The sequence below is a fragment of the Bifidobacterium sp. LH_416 genome (assembly GCF_056357055.1).
Genome location: NZ_JBKEVJ010000005.1, coordinates 78,799 through 100,487 on the forward strand (window position 1 = coordinate 78,799; position 21,689 = coordinate 100,487).

The window sequence follows — 21,689 nt, forward strand, 5'->3', positions numbered from 1 at the left end:
ATAGGAGGTGACCATGTTAACGATATCTAGATTCCATATCACGCAAGAAAAGCTATGCATGATATTATTTGCATTTATATTACTTAGCCGAGCCTCCATTACCACTGAATTCAATTACATCCCTCTTAATACTACTGCGGTACAGATTTTTTATTCTTTATCTATGGTAGGTCTTTATGTCAGTAAAAAAATAAATACTAAAAAAATCGGCACTATGCATTGGTCAACAGCATTATCTGCCTTGTTGATTATTTATATAATATTATTCGGTGCTATATTTGTTAATCCACCGTTAGCGCAATACACGAACGGTATCTTACTCAGACAAACACTCTTTCTTATGATCGTGTTTTCAACGGTCTCTGTAACAGTAGCATATCGACTATTCGATAAAATGTTACTTACAGCATTTTATACATTTTCTTTTATTTTATTTTTCCAGTTTGCTACTCATATAACTGATCTCGGTTTACTTAATCCTTTGACAGTATTCAGTGATTCTAGTCGAGTAAGAGCAGATTATGGTTTTAGCCATTACAATGCTCTAGGAGCATTTTGCGCATGCCATATTATCATTTGGATGATTCTCAAAGCTCGACATCTCATTCCCTTTAAGCATAAAATCCTAAATATAATCGTACTTCTTGTAAGTGTTCTCATGCTGTTAGGAAGCGCCTCTCGTAATGCGATTTCAAGTTTGATCGTGTACGCAATCTGCTATGGGTTCATGTCGCTGAAAGAAACACCCAACAGACGTTATTTTAAATTACTTCTTGAGTGTCTTCTATTACTTTTCTTGTTTGTTTTCTTCGTGGCTGGAGCTTCCAATATTCCATTAACAGATTTGTTGAATCAATCCAACAGAGAAACATTGTTTGAGGTAGCATTACCAACGTTCTTCTCAAGCACACGTACGATGATAGGGCTCGGATTAGCTTCCAATGAAATTTATGGTATGAATCTAACCCCATACCCAACATATTGGCTTGACAACAGCTATGTTTATGTACTTGTTACTACCGGTTTTATTGGAATTATTCTATACATTCTAATGATATTAGTCCTATTTATTGGATTAAGATATGTTCAATTGCGTGCAATGCGAAAGCATACAATTTCATTAACAATTATGTGCCTATACTCAGCCCTATTTGAAACAACTTTATTCTGGGCCGGAGTCATGCAAAATTATGTTTATCTTCTCATTCTTCTCGTGGCTATTAGCGGATATTTCAATAATCAATATTCGAATATTTTTTCAAAATCAATTAAGGAGACAATATGACAACGAACGCAGACACCATCGGTATGATGACTTTCCATGCGTCCCACAATAATGGCTCTATGCTTCAGGCTTTGGCGCTTCAACACATTTTAGAAAACCATTTCCACCAAAAGACTGAGTTAATTGATTTTTCCAACCAAGGTCAGCGTAATATGTACGCGCCGGTTCCAAAGCCTAAAAACTGGAAACAAGCAATTAAAAGCCTGATTTGGTCCACCAATATGAATCAAATGAAGCGCCAGTACGATTCTTATGAAGCATTCGAAAAACGATACTTCCATATGTCCTCTGATACGTATTCTTCAATTGAAGAACTTAAGCCGATCGCCGATAAGTATAAAGCCTTCATAACCGGAAGTGATCAAGTTTGGAATATCAAGTGCATTGATGCGGATGATGCATACTACCTCTCGTTCGTTAAGGACCGGCCCAAATTCGCCTATGCTGTGAGTTTCGGCGCTAACAATCCTTTTATTCTTGAAGGCGATACAAAACGTTATGAGAACTATCTTGAACGTTTTGACAAAATTTCTGTTCGAGAAAAGAATGCACAGAAATGGATCAAGGAAGCAACTGGCGTCGAAGTACCTATCTGCCTAGATCCCACCATGCTTCTTGATGAGAACGAATGGGAACAACTTGTCGACGTTGGTGATACACCTGTTATTAGTGGAGATTATATCTTCTACTACTGTTTCAGCATCACCGAAGAAGTCCAACATTTCCTGAAGTCCATTTCTAAGAAGACAGGAATGCCTGTGTATTTCATGGAAGCAAAAGAGTGGACTCTAAAAATGTGCTGGCGTAACGGCATTAGACTCATACGCTCTTATGGACCTGACGTTTATCTGAATGTGGTCAAGCATGCAAAACTCTTTGTCACAAGTTCGTTCCACGGAACTGCTTTTGGCACGATTTACCGAAAGAACTTCTGGTATATCCGCAGCAAGCATAGCGAGTCCTCGCTCGATGATCGCGCGAGCTCATTCTTAACACAGCTTGGTCTCATGTCACGATACCGTACTATCGCTGAGCTTTCTGCTCTTGATTTGTTTGAACCGGTAGACTACACGCAGCTGCCTGATAAATTAGAGCCACTTCGAAATCATTCGTTCGAGTATCTTCAATCTGTAGTGGATTCATTGAACTGATGTCTCAACACGCATATTTGATTATGGCGCATCAGCATCCTGAGCAATTGAGGATGCTGATGCGGTGTTTGGACTACAAGAACAATGACATTTTCTTGCATATTGATGCGAAATATAAAGATTTTGATGGAATTAAGCATCAATTAAGCACGCAAGTCAGGAATGCCAAGTTAGTAGTTCTTCGCAATCGTGTAGATGTTCGCTGGGGAGATTTTTCGCAAATCGAATGTGAGTTGCGTCTTCTTGAAGCAGCAACATCTGAATCGACTTACTCTTATTATCATCTATTATCTGGCTCCGATTTACCTCTTGCTTCTCAACAGGCCATACATGACTATTTTGATGAGCATCAAGGTACTGAATTCATTCATTTCGATAAACATATCTTGGATCGCTCAACCTATGAACGCGTATCAAAATATGCATTCTTTTCCGGACGTCATAAAAATATTATTGAAAAAACATTATACCGTCTTATATTAGCGCTCCAAATAGGGGTTGACCGTGGACGCCGCTATGGAATCAAGTATCAAAAAGGTGCCAATTGGTTCAGCATTACTGATGAACTCGCACGATACGTCGTGTCTCAGCGTAAGGAAATAGAGCATATATTCAAACGTACACGTTGCGGAGATGAATTTATGCTGCAAACCATAGTTGCTAACTCGTATTTTGAGAACAGGATATATACACCAAATTATTGCGATAGTTATGATTCGATTCGTTATTGCATCGATTGGCAACGAGGCAATCCATACACTTTCAGACAAGAAGACTATGGAGCACTTATCTCTTCAGGGATGTTATTTGCTAGGAAATTTGATTCAAATATTGATCAAAAAATCATTGATATGATTGTTCAATTCGTCACGAAGCAACAGGAAGTTTAGCTCATGTCATCTTTGAAGAAAAATTTAGCATACAATGTTGCTTATCAAATTCTTGTTATTATTTTACCGCTAATCACTGCTCCATACGTATCACGAGTACTTGGGGCAAATGGACTAGGAACTTATTCCTATATTTTTTCCATTGTTACATATTTTGGCTTATTTGGTATGCTGGGAATAGCAAACCACGGCAATCGTAGTGTTGCTCTCGTACGGGATAATAGGAAAAAGGTATCAGAAGCCTTCAGCAATACCTATATTATCCAGTTATGCACCACAGTTATTGCTTTGCTTCTTTATTTTCTTTTTGTCTATTTTTGGTTTTCAGGAGATAAAACAATTGCATACATTGAAAGCATAATTGTTTTATCTTATGTCTTAGATATAACTTGGTTTTTCTTTGGATTAGAACAATTTGCAGTAACAGTCACCAGAAATGCAATTATAAAGATTGCTACTGTAGTGGCAATCTTTATTTTTGTTAGATCTCGAGAAGACCTTTGGATATATGCTCTGATCATGTCATGCGGCATGCTATTTAGTCAAATATATCTTTGGCTCCGTATTCGCAAGTACGCTGATTTCTGTAAACCTTCATGGCCTCAGGTTAAGTCCAATATTACACCTATACTGATGCTTTTCATCCCTGCAATCGCTTATAGTATTTATAAGCTACTAGATAAAGTCATGCTTGGTGCAATGTCTTCTATGTCGCAAGTTGGCTTGTTTGATAATGCAGAAAAAATCATCAATATACCATCTAGTCTCATTACGGCGTTTGGAACTGTGATGATGCCTCGCATTACCGTCTTGTTGGGAACCGGTGATGAACATCGCATTTCCTATTTAAATAAAATCTCAGTCAGGTATTTTACCTTACTAGTAGTTGGAGCTGCATTTGGATTAGCTGGAATATGTAATGTACTTGCTCCAGTCTATTTTGGTTCCGAATTCGTTGGCAGTGCGCCGATAATCGCAGGCCTTGGTTTTAGTCTTATATTCGTCACTTGGGCAAATGTCATTCGTACTCAGTATTTAATTCCCAATAAATTAGATAAGCCTTATGTAATTTCCTCAGTTATTGGTGCACTTGCCAACCTTGCAGTAAACATCATACTTATTCCAAAATTCGCTAGTATCGGTGCAATGATTGGAACAATTATTGCTGAATTTACAGTATTTTTTGTACAGTTAATGCTTGTTCGTCGATCATTTCCCATGTTGCAATATTTACAGCCAATTCTTTTCTTGTTCCCAATCGGAATGATAATGTTTGCTGTTGTATATTGGATTGGCGCCTATATGGGCAATACCATCATTACGTTAATTATCCAGATTCTAGTAGGTGGATTCCTATATCTTTCTGGTTCAATGGTGTATCTAAAAGTAATTCATGATGAATTTTTTGAAAAGTTGACCTCACGTATCTTTCATCATGGGCGACATAATGCATAATTCTGTTAGTGATTACGAGGACAATAAATGACTTCTAAGCCTTTATTCAGTGTCATAATTCCCGCTTATAATGCTGGGAGTTTCGTTTCCGGTTTAATCAATAAATTTATTAAACAAGATTATGGCCGCATGGAAATAATCGTTGTTGATGACGGATCTCAAGATGATACCTACGCCATATGTCAAGTATTATCTAGTAAACATAATTGTCTTACTGTTCTGCATCAAGAGAACCAGGGTGTTAGCGCGGCTAGAAACCTCGGATTACAGCATGCTTCTGGAGACTACATACTATTCGTAGATAGTGATGATGACATATCTACAGAATATGTAGCACGGGTTTGTTATCTTTGCGAGCATACTGATGCAGATTTAATTCAAATGAACTGGTTTGAGGGTACACATCAGAGTGGTTTCATTGATGGTTTATTTGGCATTCAAAAGGGGTTCATACCTCTTGACGATTATATCGACATGGTATTGCAACAACGTGTTAACCCTCCGTGGAATAAGATTTATAAGAAATCGATTATCGATGCTTATGGTCTAACATTTAACACAATGCTTTCTATGGGCGAGGATATTGAATTTGCACTCAAGTATCTTGAGCATGTCTCGACTGTATATATGTCATCAGAGAAAGTCTATTATTACATTAATAATCCTAATGGGGTTTGCGCAAAAGCGTCACTTTCTTATTTTGCCGATATTCATGTTGTTCTAACGGCAATGAAACGTATTATTAAGGTAAAGAACATACAAAAGAATCATCAGCATTACGCTTATGATTCTTTTGTCGCATCTGTTTTTCGTTTTATTGGAGGATGCATGGTACAAGGCATATCTTTCACGAATATATATCGCGCGTTGTCCAATAGCGGCGTACGTAAAGATTTGAAAAAAATGAGCAATCTATCTTTTCCTGCTCGTATTCGATGGCTTTTAATTCATATGAACTTATATCATCTCATTGCTGCGCTCTATGCAACAAAAAATAGAAACGGCATACGTATATGATACATTCAAAAAGAGAGAAGGAAAAATGATTCACACAAAGGAAGATCTCAAAAGATACCTCTCTGCAGATAGGGAAGCTCAGCCACCTCACCAGAACATTATACTCCGTCATTTTGACCCTATTTATAGAATAAAAACTTTAATACGACTATGTGAATATCATTTCAATCTTTCTTCAAATTACTCTTTCTATCATAAAGTTGCTTATTATTGCCGCAAGATACAGCTCAAAAGACTAGAAGATAGGTTTTGTTCTGAATTCGCTATTAATGTATTTGATGAAGGATTGGTGATTTGGCATCCACAGAGGATAATTGTTAATCCTAATGCTAGAGTTGGAAAACATTGCAGCATATCTAGTGGCGTTGTAATTGCACAGGCCCATAACATGTGTCCCACAATTGGGGATAATGTTGAACTGATGATAGATGCTGTTTTAGGTAACATACATATCGCTAATGATGTTCGTATAGGAGCCAAGGCATTAGTCATCAAAAACATTGATGATGCCAATACAACATGGGCTGGTATTCCAGCAAAAAAGATTAGCGATAAAGGCACAATAGAAACTCCTATCCCTCGGCCTATCGCACATCTATAAACACACAAAAATACGTTACCTACCAATTCTGATGAATAAGTTACTCAACTGTTTTTCGCCCTCGCACCCAATCGCAGTTCATCTTATTCAGTGACAGACATATACGACACCCTACAGGCCCAACCCGAGCCACGTGTACAAACTTTCAGGCATATCTGGATCTCCAGCCAAAATCAGAATTCTTCAACTACCAAAATCCGAACTTTTCAACGACGAAAATCCGAATCCGCCGCAAAAGAACCGCTCGCTAATCTCGAACCGTAGCTGTTATCCGCTTGCCATTTGCCTGCCATTTGACTCGCTAGCCACTTTTAGAAGACATCGAAGGAAGCCCGGCAAAGACCAACGCCAAGTTGCGATCCTCACTGATAAGATGCTGCACTGCGGTTGCTACAGCAACCATATCCGCCCTATCCGCCGCTTGAGCTTCGTCAATCGTCACCAACAATCCAGCACTACGCTTTTCAAGCGTATCCAGACGAGCGCTCATGGCTTCACGCAACGTTAAAGGCATGGAATCTCTCTCATAGCGCATTCCACCTAAACTGCCGCCAACGTTAAAAACGCTCACCGAAGGCTCAAACGAAAAACTGAAGAGTTCTTTCTGGGGCTGCAACTGGCACAGCAATCGCAGAGCCATACCAGCAGAAGCGGTTTCGCTAATGGCCTGCCAGCCACGCTGTTTAGCTATGCGTCTGAACTCTGTCAGCATTACAGTTTTGCCAATGACTCTGGCCCCTGTAATCCTCATCAAACGTCCAGGGGCTCCGGATCCGTTATCCAATCCCTCTTGAAAATCATCAAGGACCAGATCACGTCCAATCAAAACCGGAGGAAGATGACCAGCACTCGGTTTAAAAGGGTTCGTTCTTGTGCTCAACATGCCCCCCAAAAAATTCTAAAAGAATCTAAAAGAATCTAAAAGAATCCAAAAACTGTGTCGCAAAGCAGGTGTGCGATCTTGGCGAAAGGTCGGCACATATCTTTTGCGCGGTTGACGTCGTTTCTCGAGAAGCGATTGGCAGATGGCTCGAGGCAGGTTTACAGACATTGTCTGTTAAGCGTGCATGGATACGGATTAGTCTCACAGTCAGTCTCCTTCGGTACCAAGTTCCTCACAGAATCGTCCAGAACATTGCGACCAATCCAGATCGATATCGCCTTTAGGTACGCCATTCCTTTTGCCCAAGAGCCACGGCAACAAATTGGTGAATCTGAGTACTCGCATCCTCAATAAAAACAATCAGGATCTTTTGAATCAATCAACAATTATCCCCCATATCTCCCATATGCGCAGATTCCTACAGTCTCGTTATCCAGTTTCCGTATCTGATCCACACTGAAATGATTCCAGTCTTTTGCTGCACAATAATCAATCAAGCTGCTATCGGTGGAACTTATGAATTGGTAATTCTTCCCGTTGTAATAATTGATTGAACTGACATATGACCAAGTTGTACTAAAAGCTGAGATATTGATATCCCCAGATGTAAATACTTTCTCATATACCTTGTCATATGGCGATGAGTCTTTTGCAATCATAATTTTTACGTGATCATTTCCTGGATATAATTCTTCTATTTTTTCATTAATTTCGTAGGAACGGATTCTATCGTTATAAATTGTCGTATAGTGATCACTTATAATAATCGCGTTCATTATAAGTAAATAGACAATCCATACAGTTCCGAAAATAATGATGCCATATTTCACGATTCGTATCATATCTCTATCGAAATAATTTACACTCATAACTAGTATGAGTCCAAACAACATTCCATAAGGGTACGTGGATCGAGGAACAAACCATATCGAGCTGCTATTCACTAACATTTGGGGTAAAACAGCAACTGCTGAACAAATTATTAATATTGATGATACAGAAATAACATACCAAGCTATTAAATTATATTTCCTCTTGTAAATAAGTCCGACAACCGAAATAGCAATAGTGGCAATAATTACGATTACTACAGCATGCCAATCAACGAGATTAAACATCTGAACCATGGAACGAAAACCATAATAAATTTTATTAAGTGATTCACGTAAATTGATTACTCCAGTAACACGATTATCATGTGGTTTAAATATAAAAACTGATATTTTAGCAATCATTAAACTAGTTAATGCACCAATACCATAAACAAACAAACACACAATAAACGCGAACACATTTTTCTTAAATTCAATAGATTTTTGACCATTTGGAACATATGCAAATAAAACGACAACAATTGAAACTACCGCGAACGCTCCAAGTCCTCCTTGATAGCAGCAGGCTGACAGTATCGACGATATCGCTGCAAAGGCGATATATCTCTTTCCTTTTCCGACAAGCATCCATCGTTGCATGAACCATGCCGCCAGAATGGCGAACGTGACGCTTGCAACCATAAATCCTTTCTCTAAAAAAAGGAAAAGCTCAATAATAAATGGGTTGATAATAGTTACAACAGTAATAATTACCCGTAGACACTTTGAACTGATGTAGTTAAGAAAAATATCATCAAGAGCAATTAACGCAATTGTTAAAGCAAGAATCGCAATTGTAAAACTGATGAAGCAAACGACTTTTACATTAACGTCAAGCAATTTGCAAATAGCCAAAAATACAGCAGAAATAGGACGTCCATTAGAAAGGTAGTGTGTTATTATTTTCTTTACTGTTATATAGACTTCGGCATATGTATCCGTTGCGTAGTCTGGGCGAATAAGCATGCCATAAAATGCCAGTGAGATAAGCAGATATACGATGGCAATGGTTCTTTTTCTCTGAACAATTGCTCGTAGGCGTTCCGTCATGTTTATGAGCCTTCCTCTTATTTCTTTGGTGATATATTAGGACACTGCTTATTTTTCAAGGTAGGTTTTGGCGAGGTATTTACCCGAGACAGTATCGTCCAGCATCTTGCAGCAGACGCTTATCAAGCAACCACACAATAAACTCATGTAGTACTTCCGCCCCCGTAATCCAATGATAACGCTCTCGTTTCGCTAAAAAATCAATCAATAAGTGCCTCGATGCAAACAACAGATTCAAATCAAATCGCTTGATGCGATTCAACCAATCTTGCCCGTTTCGATTCCGCATTTTCTCTCGACTGATAGGAGATGACGGAACAAAAAACAGGCCACGTCGCATCTACTCACGGTACGTCTTACGAGACGTCACCCATTGGCTCGTAAAGAAATCATCTTTACTCGCCCCCGTAATTATTTGCCTAGCGTTCCAACTGGAATCACATAGATACCATCATCTCGCTGATAGGCGTATTCACCTATGCCCACAAGAACAGCCATGAATTCTGGCTCCTTAGCGCGTACACTCGGATTCTTCATCAGCTTGTTCCTTAGACGCATAAGATTCACCGCCGCATCTGGCGCCTTGTCCTCACTTGCCTTGATTTCAATGGCGCCCCATCGCCCATCAGCAAGTTCAATAATGGCATTACATTCCAGTCCGGAATCATCGTGATAGTAGCGTACAGGTTCCATCCCTATATCGGGCAGTGCACGCGAATACACCAGCAAATCACGAATGCACATATTCTCGAACAAGAATCCAAAAGTCTGCCAGTCATTAATCAGTGCTGCAGGATTCAAGCCAAGTACCACAGCAGCAATAGATGGATCCGCAAAATAACGGCGAGCTTTTACTTGAAGCCGTTTCGGATCTCTAGCTGGAGGCACCCATCCTTTCACCGGATCAATAACAAACATGCCCTCAAACATCGCCACATACTCAGACACCGTACGCTCCGAAATGAAATCGTCGAGATTCCCCTCCATGCCATACATATCTTTTCGCAGCGTTTTCAATGTTACGGCTTGGCTAATATTGCGAGCCAAGGAATCGAGCAAACGTCGCGCCACTTCAGAATCTTTGCCCTGTGATGGAACACTGTTGGTCAGTGTAAGCCGGATATACTCTCGAATGAGGATTTGTGCATCAGAAACTGCCATATCCACAGCTTCCGGCCATCCTCCACGACACACGGCATCCAGCAGTGTTTGCGTGCCAATAGCGGACTTGGTACTTGAAAATTGATGCTCAAACAAGCCTGCAAGGCTCACCGCACCACTAGAAAGTCCCGACTCGAAAAGAGTCATGGGATTCATCCTAATTCGACCAATCCTCCCAGCTCCACTATGTTTGGGCACATCTTGTTTAGACGGTGTGGAAGAACCCGTCAAAATCCATTGACCCTTACGCGAAGGATCGTCATCCACAGCATGACGCACCTCATCCCAAATCGATGGAGCAAACTGCCACTCATCGACTACATGAGGTCGATCGCCTATAAGCATCAAAGATGGATCCGCTTTCGCCGCATTGAGATTATTACCTCTATCCACATAGGTGATGCTGGCAGCATGAGCACGAGCTGACCAAGTTTTTCCACACCATTTGGTGCCTGCAATTTCTACCGCGCCAAAGATTCGCAAATAACGATCAATTTGGGTGTCCACGATGCGCGGACGATATGAATCAGGGCTTACGGCATTAGCAATATCAGACACTTGATCCTCCCCCATCCAGTCGCTCTATCCAGCATAACAACGGAAATCCGAATTTCTCAACGACGAAAATCCGAACTTTACAACTACTATAATCCGAATTTCTCAACGACGAAAATCCGAATCCACCGCGAAAGAAGAGCCTCTTTTGATGAGTTTTGTGCCCTTTCCGCGCTTTTCATTTGACTCATTAGCCACTTTTAGAAGGCAACCGACAGCAAAACGGCGGAATTCCAAGGATTTCTCTTTTGCTTGTCATTTGCTTTTCTTTTGATTTTATAATCAAAAGAAAAGCAAAGCACCCCCATACACAAGCTCAAGCTGTTGAAATCTAAAATAATCTAAAAGGTTCTAAAAGAAAGCTGAGGCTATTCGTCGGTGCGGCCTTCTACTTGTGGGGTTTGGTAGATGTCGAGCGGAGTCTTCACACTGGGGGCTACTTCCACGTGAATCGTGGCCTCATAGGATTCGCCAGGGCTCAAAACCAGCTTCTTGACACCTACAGTCAAAGTATTATGCAAAGTCGCACCATCATAGCTGCTGCCATCCGTGGCTTTCCAATCTACCAAGCGACCGCCAGCTGGCGCATATACGAATATTGCAGTATCGATCTGGCCTGCCTGCAAATCATTCAAGAATGGCCCCACAATGTAATGCGGCAGCTGTCCAACCTCATCCTGCGTCAACATATTGGTGAGTTTAATTTTCACCGTATACTGGTTTGCACCATCAGGAGCAACCTTATCGAACTTCACATCTACGCTGCGTTTGAGATACCAGTCCATCTTGGCCTGAGAAAGATCAGAGAAGAACACTCCAACCTCAGGCGTAGAGGCATCAGTCTTCAACGCTCCGGAAATCGGCGTATTGACCAACAAATCCTGCTCATCCTCATGAGCGCTCCACACCTTCATATGGCCTTGAGCCACCGAAGTAGTCACCGCCTTCAAGAATGCCTTGCCATCGGAAGCATTGGCCATGATATGACTGAACGAAGCACCAGCGGCAGCAGCAAAATACGCATCCTGCTGGTCTTCAGGCTTGTCGATATACACCTGATTCAGCAAATACTGGGCAGCATTAGTGCCATCAAGCGTCACACCATCTTCCAGAGTGACTCCCCCGCTCACCTTCAACATGTTTTGCAGGAACACCGGGTCAATGGCAATTACTCCGTCCACATCCTGCCCGGCATACGATTTCCACATTGCTTTAGCGATTTCGCCAGTGCGCGGGAAGTCTGGAGTAAAGTTCACATCCACAGCCACGCGGCCAAGCTTGTCGGTAAACAGTGTGCGCTCTTCAGCAGTAAGATCCACTACAGGCTCATCGAAACGCGGAATATGCCCACCAGAAACGAATGGCTGCAGCTCCACGTTGCCGCCATTGATCGTCATCACGCCCCAAGACCCAGGCAAACCACCACCCGGGCGAATCTCCGAATTAGTTTGCGCCAAAATCAGATACGTGCGAGAAGAGCCATCATTGGCCAGCATCTTCGGAGCCACTTGCACTGCCACATTCGCATCATGCACCATGCCGGAAAGCTCATGCATATAATTTTTTGCTTTTTCCATGGCATCAGCAATCTGTGCAATATGCGGTTCAGGAGCTCCAATCAACTCCTTATTGGCCGCATCAACAGCAGTATCAGCATGCTGCATCGGTTCCGCATACTGAGTAAGGCCAGAAACATCAACCTTGCCATTATTCACCGAGATACCGCTCATATTCAACGCAGCCGACGCCTGCTTCAATGAAGGCAACGCCTGTGAAGCAATATTCTCCATAGCAGTGACCGCAGTGCGCACAGCACTAATATCGTCACCGTAATACGGAACGCGAGAAGCAACCTTCCACAGCACAGAACTTGTCTGATCATAGGCAGCATGGGTATGAGTGGTGAACTGGTTCATTGAAGAATTCAACGCATCAGTATCGCCATCGCTCAACGACTCCTGCATGCTGGAAGCCACAGCAACAGCCTGCTGAACCTCGCTCTTGACCTTCATGGCCGACCAGCCAAACCAAGCAGCCAAGCCAGCTAGGAATAGCACAACAATTCCAAGCGCAATCAACGCGCGACGGATCCTGCGACGCCTACGAATCTTGCGAATATGCCGAGCACTCATACGCCTGCGTCTACGAGAATGATGCTCCGGCTGATCCTGCTCCGCTCCTTCAGACCCCACGGATTCAGCAGAAGAATCATCATTAGCCGTCATATACGCTAATTCAGGCGGCCTAGGAGGTTCAGGCGGCTCATTGAGTTTTTCAGCATCACTCGGCATTTCTGCCATATCTCATTCCTTGCAGCGTCGAACAAATCTGCATGCGCATTCTCGCACTGTTCAGTCAAAATCAGCACAAGAATGCGCTTTATTAGTACACTATCAGTGATCAGTAAGCGCCCTTGTGACTCAGCACAGCGCCAACCGTGCGGAACATCAGCACAATGTCTCCCAGCACAGACCAATTCTGCACATAAGCCACATCCAGTGCTTCACTCTCTTCCGCAGAAAGATCAGAACGGCCGGAAACCTGCCACGGGCCAGTAATACCAGGCTTTACCAGCATACGAGTGGCATACAGCTTGTTATATCGCGCATATTCCTCAGGCAGCGGCGGCCGCGGACCCACCACAGACATATCACCCATAAACACATTCAAGAACTGCGGCAGCTCGTCGATAGAGAAGCGACGAATAAAACGACCGACCTTAGTAATACGCGGATCATCCTTCATCTTGAAAATGAAACGATCAGTCTGGCCAGTTTCCTCAGCAAGCTTCTTTTTCAGCTCATCGGCATTAGTCACCATGGAGCGGAATTTAAACATCTCAAATGTTTTACCACGCAAGCCAACACGAATCTGCTTATAGAACACCGGACCACCATCGGTCAGCTTAATCGCAATAGCAACCGGAATAGTGATAATCAGCGACAGCACAATAGCCAGCGTGGAAATACCCAAATCAAGTATGCGCTTCACCATGCGACGGCTCGGCGAATACTGAGCGAGACGCTGCGTAATAATCGTAGTGCCCTGAATCGAACGCACCGACAGCTCATGGTTGGAAGTATCAGCTGCAGAAGCAACCATGGCAATCTCAAGGCCGAGAGATTCCATACGCACAGAGAAAATGTTGTAATTATCGGAATAACGATGCAGCTCATCCGTCACCATAACGGTTTGCGCATCCATGCCAACAATCTTTTCCGCAAGCTCACGGTCGGCATATTCCAACACCGGCAGCGAAGTCCCCCAGTTCAAGGCAATATCCCGCTGCATTTGATCAATGTCATAATCCGGCTCAATGGTATCAGTCTCATGATTAATACGAATCGGGCACACTGCCACAGGCCGATAATTAAGCTGCTCACACTTGCTCAAAAACTTCAGCGTGCGGCCAATACCAGACGGCGACCCCACCAGTACCGTGCCATAGGCATACTCGCCCTTACGACGACTGCGCGTAATAAACAAACGCGTAAATACTCGCTCAACAGTAGTCAACACCCAGCCGCCAAGCACCATGAGACTCAGCGAGGTTATCGTCAAATCAAACTTGAAGAAGTAATCAAAAGCGCACTGAATAACCCAGCACATAATGACGCTCTTAAACAAGAGTGCATTCAGCTGGTACCCATCACCCATAACATGACGGTGATAAACACCCATAGCATGCAGCGAATAAATCCAAAATATCGCAGCAACAATAAGGTACACCGTTGAATTCATAGTGAAATTGAAACTAGCGGAATAGAACGGCGAAGCTTCATTGCGCAAATTCAGCACAGTAGCCCCAGCCACAACGAACATCGCTGCATCAATAAGCATCAACGCCAGGTTCACAAAGAAACGCCAATACAATACGCGAGACAGCTGCTCTTGACGTTGATCAGCCAATTGAGCAGTCCGCGCCTCTTGCGTGTTTTGTCCACTCAAAGAATGCGACATACGTTCTGCTGACGCCATTACGGACATCCTCTTCTTCACTACTTGCTCTCTGTCTGCGGCCCCTGCTTTCTCGAAACTCATACACGCCTCAACCGGCTGTTCTCATTCGCATTTCGAGTCACGTTCCAGAAAACGGGCCTATTACAGCATCCTACAAAGAACGGGGCACAAATAGGGGGTTTAATGTTGCTTTTCGGGGTGATTTAGGCGAATAAACGCTTTACCAAACCTTTATTGGGCCTGCATTAATCAGCATGTGACCCCATTTGCATACAGGGGTGGAAGATACGCCCTTTGATTCGGTGCACGAGGGGATGGCTTTGCAGTGTGGTGAGCTTCAACAAGACAGACCACCCTGAGGCGTAGTGTATATTCGTGCTTTCCAAGGGGCTGCCCGGCCAAGCACAGAAGCATATGGCGGCACACAGCGTATCGGCAACGGTCAGCAGATAGGCTCTGCAACAGTTGTTTGCTATTTGGGTTGGACCAGGCAAAGTCTCCAATCCCATCGCATATAGCCAGTCAGCTTTTCCGGCCGAGCGCAGAAGTGGAGTTTGTGTGGCTGGAGAGAGCAGAATCAAGAATCGTACAATCGAACTGCAGCGAGTACTGAGCCAAGAGGAATCCTATGTGGACGGCAAACTGAGCCGAGCCGCATTCGTTTCCATCGCCATTCTTACATTCATCACATTCGTTGGTAATTTCACCCAGTTGCAGCTGAGCTCGGCACTGCCGATCATCGTTTCCGAATTCGGCATTTCCGTAACCACCGGCCAATGGCTCACCTCCGTATTCCAGTTGGTGATGGGCGTTATGGTGCCGCTCACCGCGTTCCTGACCCGTCGCTTCTCCACACGACAAATCGTGATCTGCTCAATGGCGGTGTTCACACTTGGCTCAGTAATGGCATGGCTCGGGCCGAACTTCATATGGGTGTTGCTCGGCCGCGTGCTGGAGGCGGCGGGCACGGGCGTGATGTGGCCAGTGCTGCAGATCACCGTGTTCTCCATCTACCCCCTGTCTCGACGCGGATTCGCAATGGGTACCGTAGGCATGGCCATGAGTGTGGCTCCGGCCATCGGACCGACGCTGGGCGGCTGGCAGACCGACGCCAACGGCTGGCGATCCATCTTCCTGACCATGACGATTATCGGCGTGCTCTCATTGCTCGCCGCCATGTTCTGGCTGCATAACTTCGGCTCACACGACCCATCCGCACGCGCTGACTTCTTCTCAGTGTCGTTGTCCGTAATTGGTTTTGGCGGGCTGATGTTCGGCTTCACCAACTCGGAGACCTACGGGTTTGCGGCTCCTGCGGTATGGGGGCCAATGATTGTTGGCCTGGTGGGCATCGTGTGGTTCGTGCTGCGGAACCTGCGTCACGGACGACGCTATAGTGAGGCCAAGGCTTCGGGCGTCGAGCCGCTCCCCCAGCCGGCGCTGCTCGACTTGCGAGTGCTGAAGAACCGATCCTTCACCGTGGGTACCATCACCGCTTCATTGGCGTTCTTTGCCTTTAGCTCGATTCTGGTGATCATGCCGCTTTATATTCAGACCGACCGTGGTTTTTCAGCCACGATGAGCGGCCTGATCATGCTGCCAGGCGCCATCGGTCAATGCGTTTCCCAGTTCTTTGGCGGGCGTGCAATGGACCGCTTCGGGGCGCGGCCTGTGGCGTTGTTCGGTTCCATCGTGCTTACCGTGGGCACCATCGGCATGTCTTTGGTGTCTATGGATACGTGGATTTGGTGGGTGTCCATCTGCCAGTTCGTGCGCCAGATCGGTATGGGATTCCTGCTCATGCCCATCACCACATGGTCCTTGAACTGCCTGAACGGGCCGGATGAGGTTTCGGCCGGCTCCTCGGTGACCAACACCGCGCGTCAGATTGCTGGTGCCGTGGGTGCGCCGGTGCTTGTGATCCTGATGGAGACGTTTGCCGCATGGCAGCACAGTAACGGGGCTTCCGCAGTTGCCGCTTCCATTTTCGGCATTCAATGGGCGCTGCGTATCTCCGCAGGCATCTGCTTTGTGATGGTGCTCATGGTGGCATTCGGGGTGCGCGGAGATGGTGCCGGCCACATGCGCGATGCCGTGTCCCTGCGCGTGCTGCGCCAACGGTTGAAGCGCGCGTAGTAGGAACTTCCTGAGCTAGGGTGTCCTTTCCCGATTCGCCGAGTGCCAGCGTTTGAAGCGTGCGTCGGGCCGCTAACTGACGTTAAGCGTCGGATAGTTGCCGCCCTGTCCATCCCCCAGTCCAGCAACTATCCGACTGACTGTAGGTTTTTAAACAAGCACTGTAGGTTTCCGAACACTGACTGTCGGGTTTTTAACGTTGACTGTAGGTTTTTGAACAAATTTCGTTGGAAATCCTACAGTCAATGTCCAAAATCCTACAGTCAACATACACACGGTATTAAAAAGTGTTGGAAATCCTACAGTCAGCGTTCAAAAACCTACAGTCAATTGCCGTCGGAAACAACCGACCGTAGTCAACTACGGTGAGTATAGGATTCGGCACCCTTATCTCGTACAAACTCTCGCAGATATCAACCAATCAACCCATCACAAGTAGCAGACGGTCAGATCGTTGCCGACAAACTCCCAACCCAGATGTCGCAAGTGGCAACTGGCCGCATCTCGCCGCCGAACATACATAGTCACCGAATCCACGGAGCAGTAGGCTCACCAATTGGTACTCCCGCTGCAGCCAAAGCCTTTTTCATTGGCAATCGATGATACGCATCTTCGAAAAACCAGCGCACAGTACGACTAACGCCAAGCTCAGTAAGCACGTTTTGTCTGCTGCGTTCGCGTTTAACTATGCCACCGACATTCTGGCCGTTAGTCATCGACGGATCCACATACTTCCTTTGCCCATCGAACTCGCCAGCAATCATTGTCCCATCAGGCAATCTCCATAAATAATCAACTCGATACACAGTATTTGGATTATTCGTATCAACGAACTCAACCTGCTGCTCCGGTAGCATCACGCCGTCTTCTGCCATAGTTCCATAGCAAAATGACTCGCCACCATTCTCACTAAGCCCATTGGCAAAAGTTGCGAGCGCACGAGCTTGATACTGGTTTCGGCAACGATGCTTCTCATTGCAATATGCGACTAAGTCTTCACGAGCAATGATCCGCTGCCGTATGGCGGAGTCATAAAACGACAGCGCGATTCGAGGTTCATAGATACGACCGCAATCAAATAGCGTACGTTGAATAGTCGTGACCTTGACTCCGCCAACGTATAGAGCTTGTTCGATTTCATGCTGCGGTACATAAAATCTGCGTACCTGACTGCAATACTCATTAGTCGGCGTTCCACTACTGGCCGCTATCATGATTCGGTTATCTTGAGCATGCAAATAAAACGAATGGTCTAATCCCCATGCACAGGCCGCTGAAATGCCAGCAAAGACCATATCCGGATGTCCTACCGACAACGTGCGCATAATATGCAGCATCTGATCTGGTGGACTGAGGCTATTCCAATATCCGCGATCCATGTACATGTTGGGGTATGGGCAAATGATTTCCCCTTTTGCCCGTAACCGCCTCAGCAGCATGTACTCTGCGTCTTCAGATGCTCGCATGCACCGCTTAGCTCGTTTTGCGGCATCTAATTTATTCATCACTGTTGTATATGTATCCATATATCAACGCTAGGAACCGGCAATAGTATTCAGCAAGCTCAACCGACAATTGTGGATACTATGACGGGGTAAAAACTCTTGTGGATAATTTCGAGTTATCCACAATAAATATTGTGGTAGTTAATCTTTGGCGGGAACTTTTAGACGAGGCGGCCAAACGGTTGTTTCCTAGTGGCCTAGTGGCCTAAAGGTCTAAAGATCTAAATAGATCAGTGTCTTATTGGCCTTAGTGGCCTTGTGACCCAGCGTCCAGTGCCTTAATAACCCTACAACTGGCTAAAACCACTACTGGACTGTAGGTTTTTCTACGTTGACTGTAGGACTTTGAACAATCACTGTAGGTTTTTTGACACTGACTGTAGGATTTCCAACGAAATTCGTTCAGAAACCTACAGTCAGTGTTCAGAGTCCTACAGTCAATGTTCAAAAACCTACAGTCAGTGTTGGAAATCCTACAGTCAAATAGTTTTTCAGTCGGACAGTACCGCCAATTCGGCCAAATTGGCTGGGGCAGACAGGTTAGCCAGGTCAGACAGGCTAGCTGGGGCAGACAGGCTAGCTGGGGCAGACAAGCTAGCCGGGTCAGACAAGCTAGCCGGGTCAGACAAGCTAGCCGGGTCAGACAAGCTAGCCGGGTCATACAGGCCAGCTGGGACAGACAGGCTAGCCGGGTCATACAGATTATCCGGGTCGGGCAACTCAGGCAGGCCAAACAAATCAGCCGAGTCGGCTAATTAATTGTTGGCCAGATGAGTCGGTTTGACCGAGGAGAAATCCTCAACCGCGAGGGACGAGGAACGTGCTCATGCCTTGCCGAGGAGGGTGAGGACTATGAGGAGCACGTTCAACGCAATAATCAGCACGGCCACGGCAATGAAGATGGCGTGCTTGATTGGGCCGTCCACCCATTTGCCCATGAGCTGCTTGTCATGCGTGTAGCGCATCAGCGGAATAATGGCGAACGGAATACCCACGGAAAGAATCACCTGGCCAATCACCAACGCTTCGGTGGGGTTCGGCGCAAACCACAGCACAATCAGTCCCGGTACCAAAGTCACCACACGGCAAGCCCACATTGGAGCCTTGATGCGCAGCAATCCATGCATAATCTCGGAGCCGGCATACGTGCCCACCGAGGTGGAGCTCAGCGAAGAAGCCAACAACCCGATGGAGAAAATCGTGCCGATCACCGGGCCGAGCACGGCCACAATCGCATGCTGGGCACCTTCAATCGAATCGGTGCCCTTCATGCCATACAGAGAGTTGGCGGCCAAAATCAGCAGGCTCAGATTCACGGTGCCGGCAAGTAGCAACGCCCAGAACACGTCAACCTTGGAGCCGTCGAGCAAACGCTTGATGGACGGTTTCTCCTGCCCGCCCGCGTAATGATCGTTCACCAGCGTGGAATGCAAGTAAATCGCGTGCGGCATCACAGTGGCACCCAGCATGGAGGATGCCATCAACACGGAATCCGTGGTGGTGAAGTGCGGAATCAGACCAGACGCCACATCGGCTGGGTTCGGCGGCGCAATAAACAGGCCGGCGATGAAGCCGAACGTAATCACCAGCAGTAGGGCGATGACCATTTTCTCAAACAGGCGATGGGTTTTGCCACCCTCAAACAACAGCAGCACGGTGGAAACCGCGCCAATCACCACGCCGCCCACGAACAGCGGCAGACCGAACAGCAGGTTCAATGCGATGGCACCGCCGATAAGCTCAGCCAAATCGGTGGCGATGGCGATGACCTCAGCTTGCATGAAGAACATGAACCGGCCTGCATCATGCATGCGTTCGCCCAGCAGTTCCGGCAAAGATTTGCCGGTCACAATGCCCAGCTTGGCGGATTGGTATTGAATCAGCACGCTCATAGCGTTGGCGAGCACCAGCACCCAGACCAGCAGGTAGCCGTAGCGCGCGCCGGACGTGATGTTGGCGGCCACGTTACCTGGATCCACGTAAGCCACCGCGGCCACAAATGCCGGGCCCAGAATGCCGGCGAGCGCATGTCCGTGGTGGGCCGCCGACTTGCCACCGCGTTCTTGTGCACGGGCAGCTGCGCGCTCTTTGTCGATTTCGGTGTCGCCGCGTTCAATGCTGGCTGCGGTTTCGGCATCCACAATGTTGAGTTCGGGATGTTTGGCGGTGAGTCGCTCCTGCTCAGGGTGGAGGGTGCGGCGTTTATCAATGGTATGCATGCGGCCATAGCCGCGGCCGTGTGTGCTGCCGTTGGCAATGGTGGGATCGTTGGTTCGTGGCGTGTGCTGATCGTTGACGCTCATGTGTTCGTTCATGCCTCTCTCATGTACCGGCCCCTGTTATAGCGTCACCATGTTTCTGAGTCAATACGCCGGAACAATCGATGATTATTCTCGATGATTATTCAATGACTATTCATCAGCCGGGACCGCCTGCCCAGGGCAGGTGTGGAGCACGGCGAGCATCGCATCTTTTTCCTGCGTGGTCACGGTGAGCTTGTATTTGTCTTTGACGCCGATTTGGCGAGCCACGTAATCACAGCGGTAATCGGCATTGGTGGGCAGCCAGTAGGCGGCGGAGGCTGAGCCTTTCTCCTGATTGGCGGGGCCATCCACGGCGAGTAGATTGTAGGGGTCATTGCCGAATTGGTGGCGTTCGGCGGTGGACCAGTCGCGTGCACCGGATTGCCACGCGTTCTCGAGGGCCACTACGTGGTCGATCTGTACTTTGGCGCTGGTGGTTCGGCCACGCACGAAGTGGATGGTCTGGCCGGTGTATGGGTCCTGCAAGGTGCCGGATGCCACTTGGCAGGAGCCGGCGTATTTGTATTGCACGTCGGTCAGATCGCGGGCGAGCACGTCTTCGCGGGCGTCGCATCCGTTGCCGTCGGTGTCGGTTTCGCGGAAGCCGAAGGAGTCGCGGTCGTAGCCGGATGAGCTTTGGTTATCGTCCACGGTGAGCTGGTTCAGAGTGTCCGCAGCCGAACCGGTGGCAGTGTAGTTGCCGGTGATTTTGGCCGCAGTGGGACTCACTTCCGGCAGCAGTAATCCTGCCGTAACACCGACGATGGCGGCAATCACGAGCAGAATCAGGATGCGTTCCAAGGGGTTCGATGCGTTGAATCCGCGGCGGAAATGCGCGGAACGTGCACGAGAGCGGCGTGGCATA

At 46.3% G+C, this 21,689-nt stretch carries 14 protein-coding genes and 1 pseudogene; 7 read left to right on the forward strand and 8 right to left on the reverse strand.

From position 1 onward, the window contains the following. Positions 1 to 13: 13 nt before the first annotated feature. Genes AC1AY0_RS09925 through AC1AY0_RS09950 form a run of 6 tightly spaced genes read left to right on the forward strand, consistent with a single transcriptional unit; the run spans position 14 to position 6,399 of the window. Positions 14 to 1,285, forward strand: coding sequence for an O-antigen ligase family protein (locus tag AC1AY0_RS09925; protein ID WP_476526343.1), 1,272 nt, complete (start codon positions 14 to 16; stop codon positions 1,283 to 1,285). Next, on the forward strand, positions 1,282 to 2,436 hold the full coding sequence (locus tag AC1AY0_RS09930; RefSeq protein ID WP_476526344.1) for a polysaccharide pyruvyl transferase family protein: 1,155 nt from the start codon (positions 1,282 to 1,284) through the stop codon (positions 2,434 to 2,436). Before AC1AY0_RS09925 ends, AC1AY0_RS09930 begins: the two co-directional genes overlap by 4 nt. Continuing rightward, complete coding sequence (locus tag AC1AY0_RS09935; RefSeq protein ID WP_476526346.1) at positions 2,436 to 3,326, forward strand: beta-1,6-N-acetylglucosaminyltransferase; 891 nt, start codon at positions 2,436 to 2,438, stop codon at positions 3,324 to 3,326. Before AC1AY0_RS09930 ends, AC1AY0_RS09935 begins: the two co-directional genes overlap by 1 nt. A 3-nt stretch (positions 3,327 to 3,329) precedes the next feature. Next, entirely contained in the window at positions 3,330 to 4,781 is a 1,452-nt protein-coding gene (locus AC1AY0_RS09940; protein WP_476526347.1) for a flippase, read from the forward strand. Between the two features lie 27 nt (positions 4,782 to 4,808). Beyond that, positions 4,809 to 5,798, forward strand: coding sequence for a glycosyltransferase family 2 protein (locus AC1AY0_RS09945; protein WP_476526349.1), 990 nt, complete (start codon positions 4,809 to 4,811; stop codon positions 5,796 to 5,798). 25 nt (positions 5,799 to 5,823) lie between these two features. Next, positions 5,824 to 6,399, forward strand: coding sequence for an LbetaH domain-containing protein (locus AC1AY0_RS09950; RefSeq protein ID WP_476526351.1), 576 nt, complete (start codon positions 5,824 to 5,826; stop codon positions 6,397 to 6,399). Positions 6,400 to 6,712: 313 nt separating this feature from the next. Here the strand turns inward: AC1AY0_RS09950 and AC1AY0_RS09955 are convergent. From AC1AY0_RS09955 to AC1AY0_RS09975, 5 genes and pseudogenes are all read right to left on the reverse strand, one after another. After that, positions 6,713 to 7,282, reverse strand: a pseudogene (locus tag AC1AY0_RS09955) (ATP-binding protein); the annotation flags it as partial. A gap of 386 nt (positions 7,283 to 7,668) precedes the next feature. Further along, a complete protein-coding gene (locus AC1AY0_RS09960) occupies positions 7,669 to 9,204 on the reverse strand; it encodes a hypothetical protein (RefSeq protein ID WP_476526353.1) in 1,536 nt (511 codons plus the stop codon). Positions 9,205 to 9,615: 411 nt separating this feature from the next. Continuing rightward, complete coding sequence (locus AC1AY0_RS09965) at positions 9,616 to 10,923, reverse strand: ATP-binding protein (protein WP_476526354.1); 1,308 nt, start codon at positions 10,921 to 10,923, stop codon at positions 9,616 to 9,618. 365 nt (positions 10,924 to 11,288) lie between these two features. After that, on the reverse strand, positions 11,289 to 13,220 hold the full coding sequence (locus AC1AY0_RS09970) for a DUF4012 domain-containing protein (RefSeq protein WP_476526356.1): 1,932 nt from the start codon (positions 13,218 to 13,220) through the stop codon (positions 11,289 to 11,291). A 100-nt stretch (positions 13,221 to 13,320) separates the two neighbouring features. Continuing rightward, positions 13,321 to 14,880 (reverse strand): sugar transferase, encoded by a 1,560-nt coding sequence (locus AC1AY0_RS09975; RefSeq protein WP_476526386.1) that lies wholly within the window; start codon positions 14,878 to 14,880, stop codon positions 13,321 to 13,323. Positions 14,881 to 15,438: 558 nt separating this feature from the next. Between AC1AY0_RS09975 and AC1AY0_RS09980 the strand changes: the two genes are divergently transcribed. After that, positions 15,439 to 17,016, forward strand: coding sequence for an MDR family MFS transporter (locus AC1AY0_RS09980; RefSeq protein WP_476523941.1), 1,578 nt, complete (start codon positions 15,439 to 15,441; stop codon positions 17,014 to 17,016). A 524-nt stretch (positions 17,017 to 17,540) separates the two neighbouring features. On the opposite strand, the gene AC1AY0_RS09985 is transcribed toward AC1AY0_RS09980, so the two are convergent. The 3 genes from AC1AY0_RS09985 to AC1AY0_RS09995 all read right to left on the reverse strand — a co-directional run bounded on the left by AC1AY0_RS09985 (position 17,541) and on the right by AC1AY0_RS09995 (position 21,688). After that, entirely contained in the window at positions 17,541 to 18,542 is a 1,002-nt protein-coding gene (locus AC1AY0_RS09985) for a hypothetical protein (RefSeq protein WP_476523943.1), read from the reverse strand. 803 nt (positions 18,543 to 19,345) lie between these two features. After that, a complete protein-coding gene (locus AC1AY0_RS09990) occupies positions 19,346 to 20,836 on the reverse strand; it encodes an Nramp family divalent metal transporter (protein ID WP_476523944.1) in 1,491 nt (496 codons plus the stop codon). 96 nt (positions 20,837 to 20,932) lie between these two features. After that, positions 20,933 to 21,688 (reverse strand): HNH endonuclease family protein, encoded by a 756-nt coding sequence (locus tag AC1AY0_RS09995; RefSeq protein WP_476523946.1) that lies wholly within the window; start codon positions 21,686 to 21,688, stop codon positions 20,933 to 20,935. Position 21,689 lies beyond the last annotated feature (1 nt).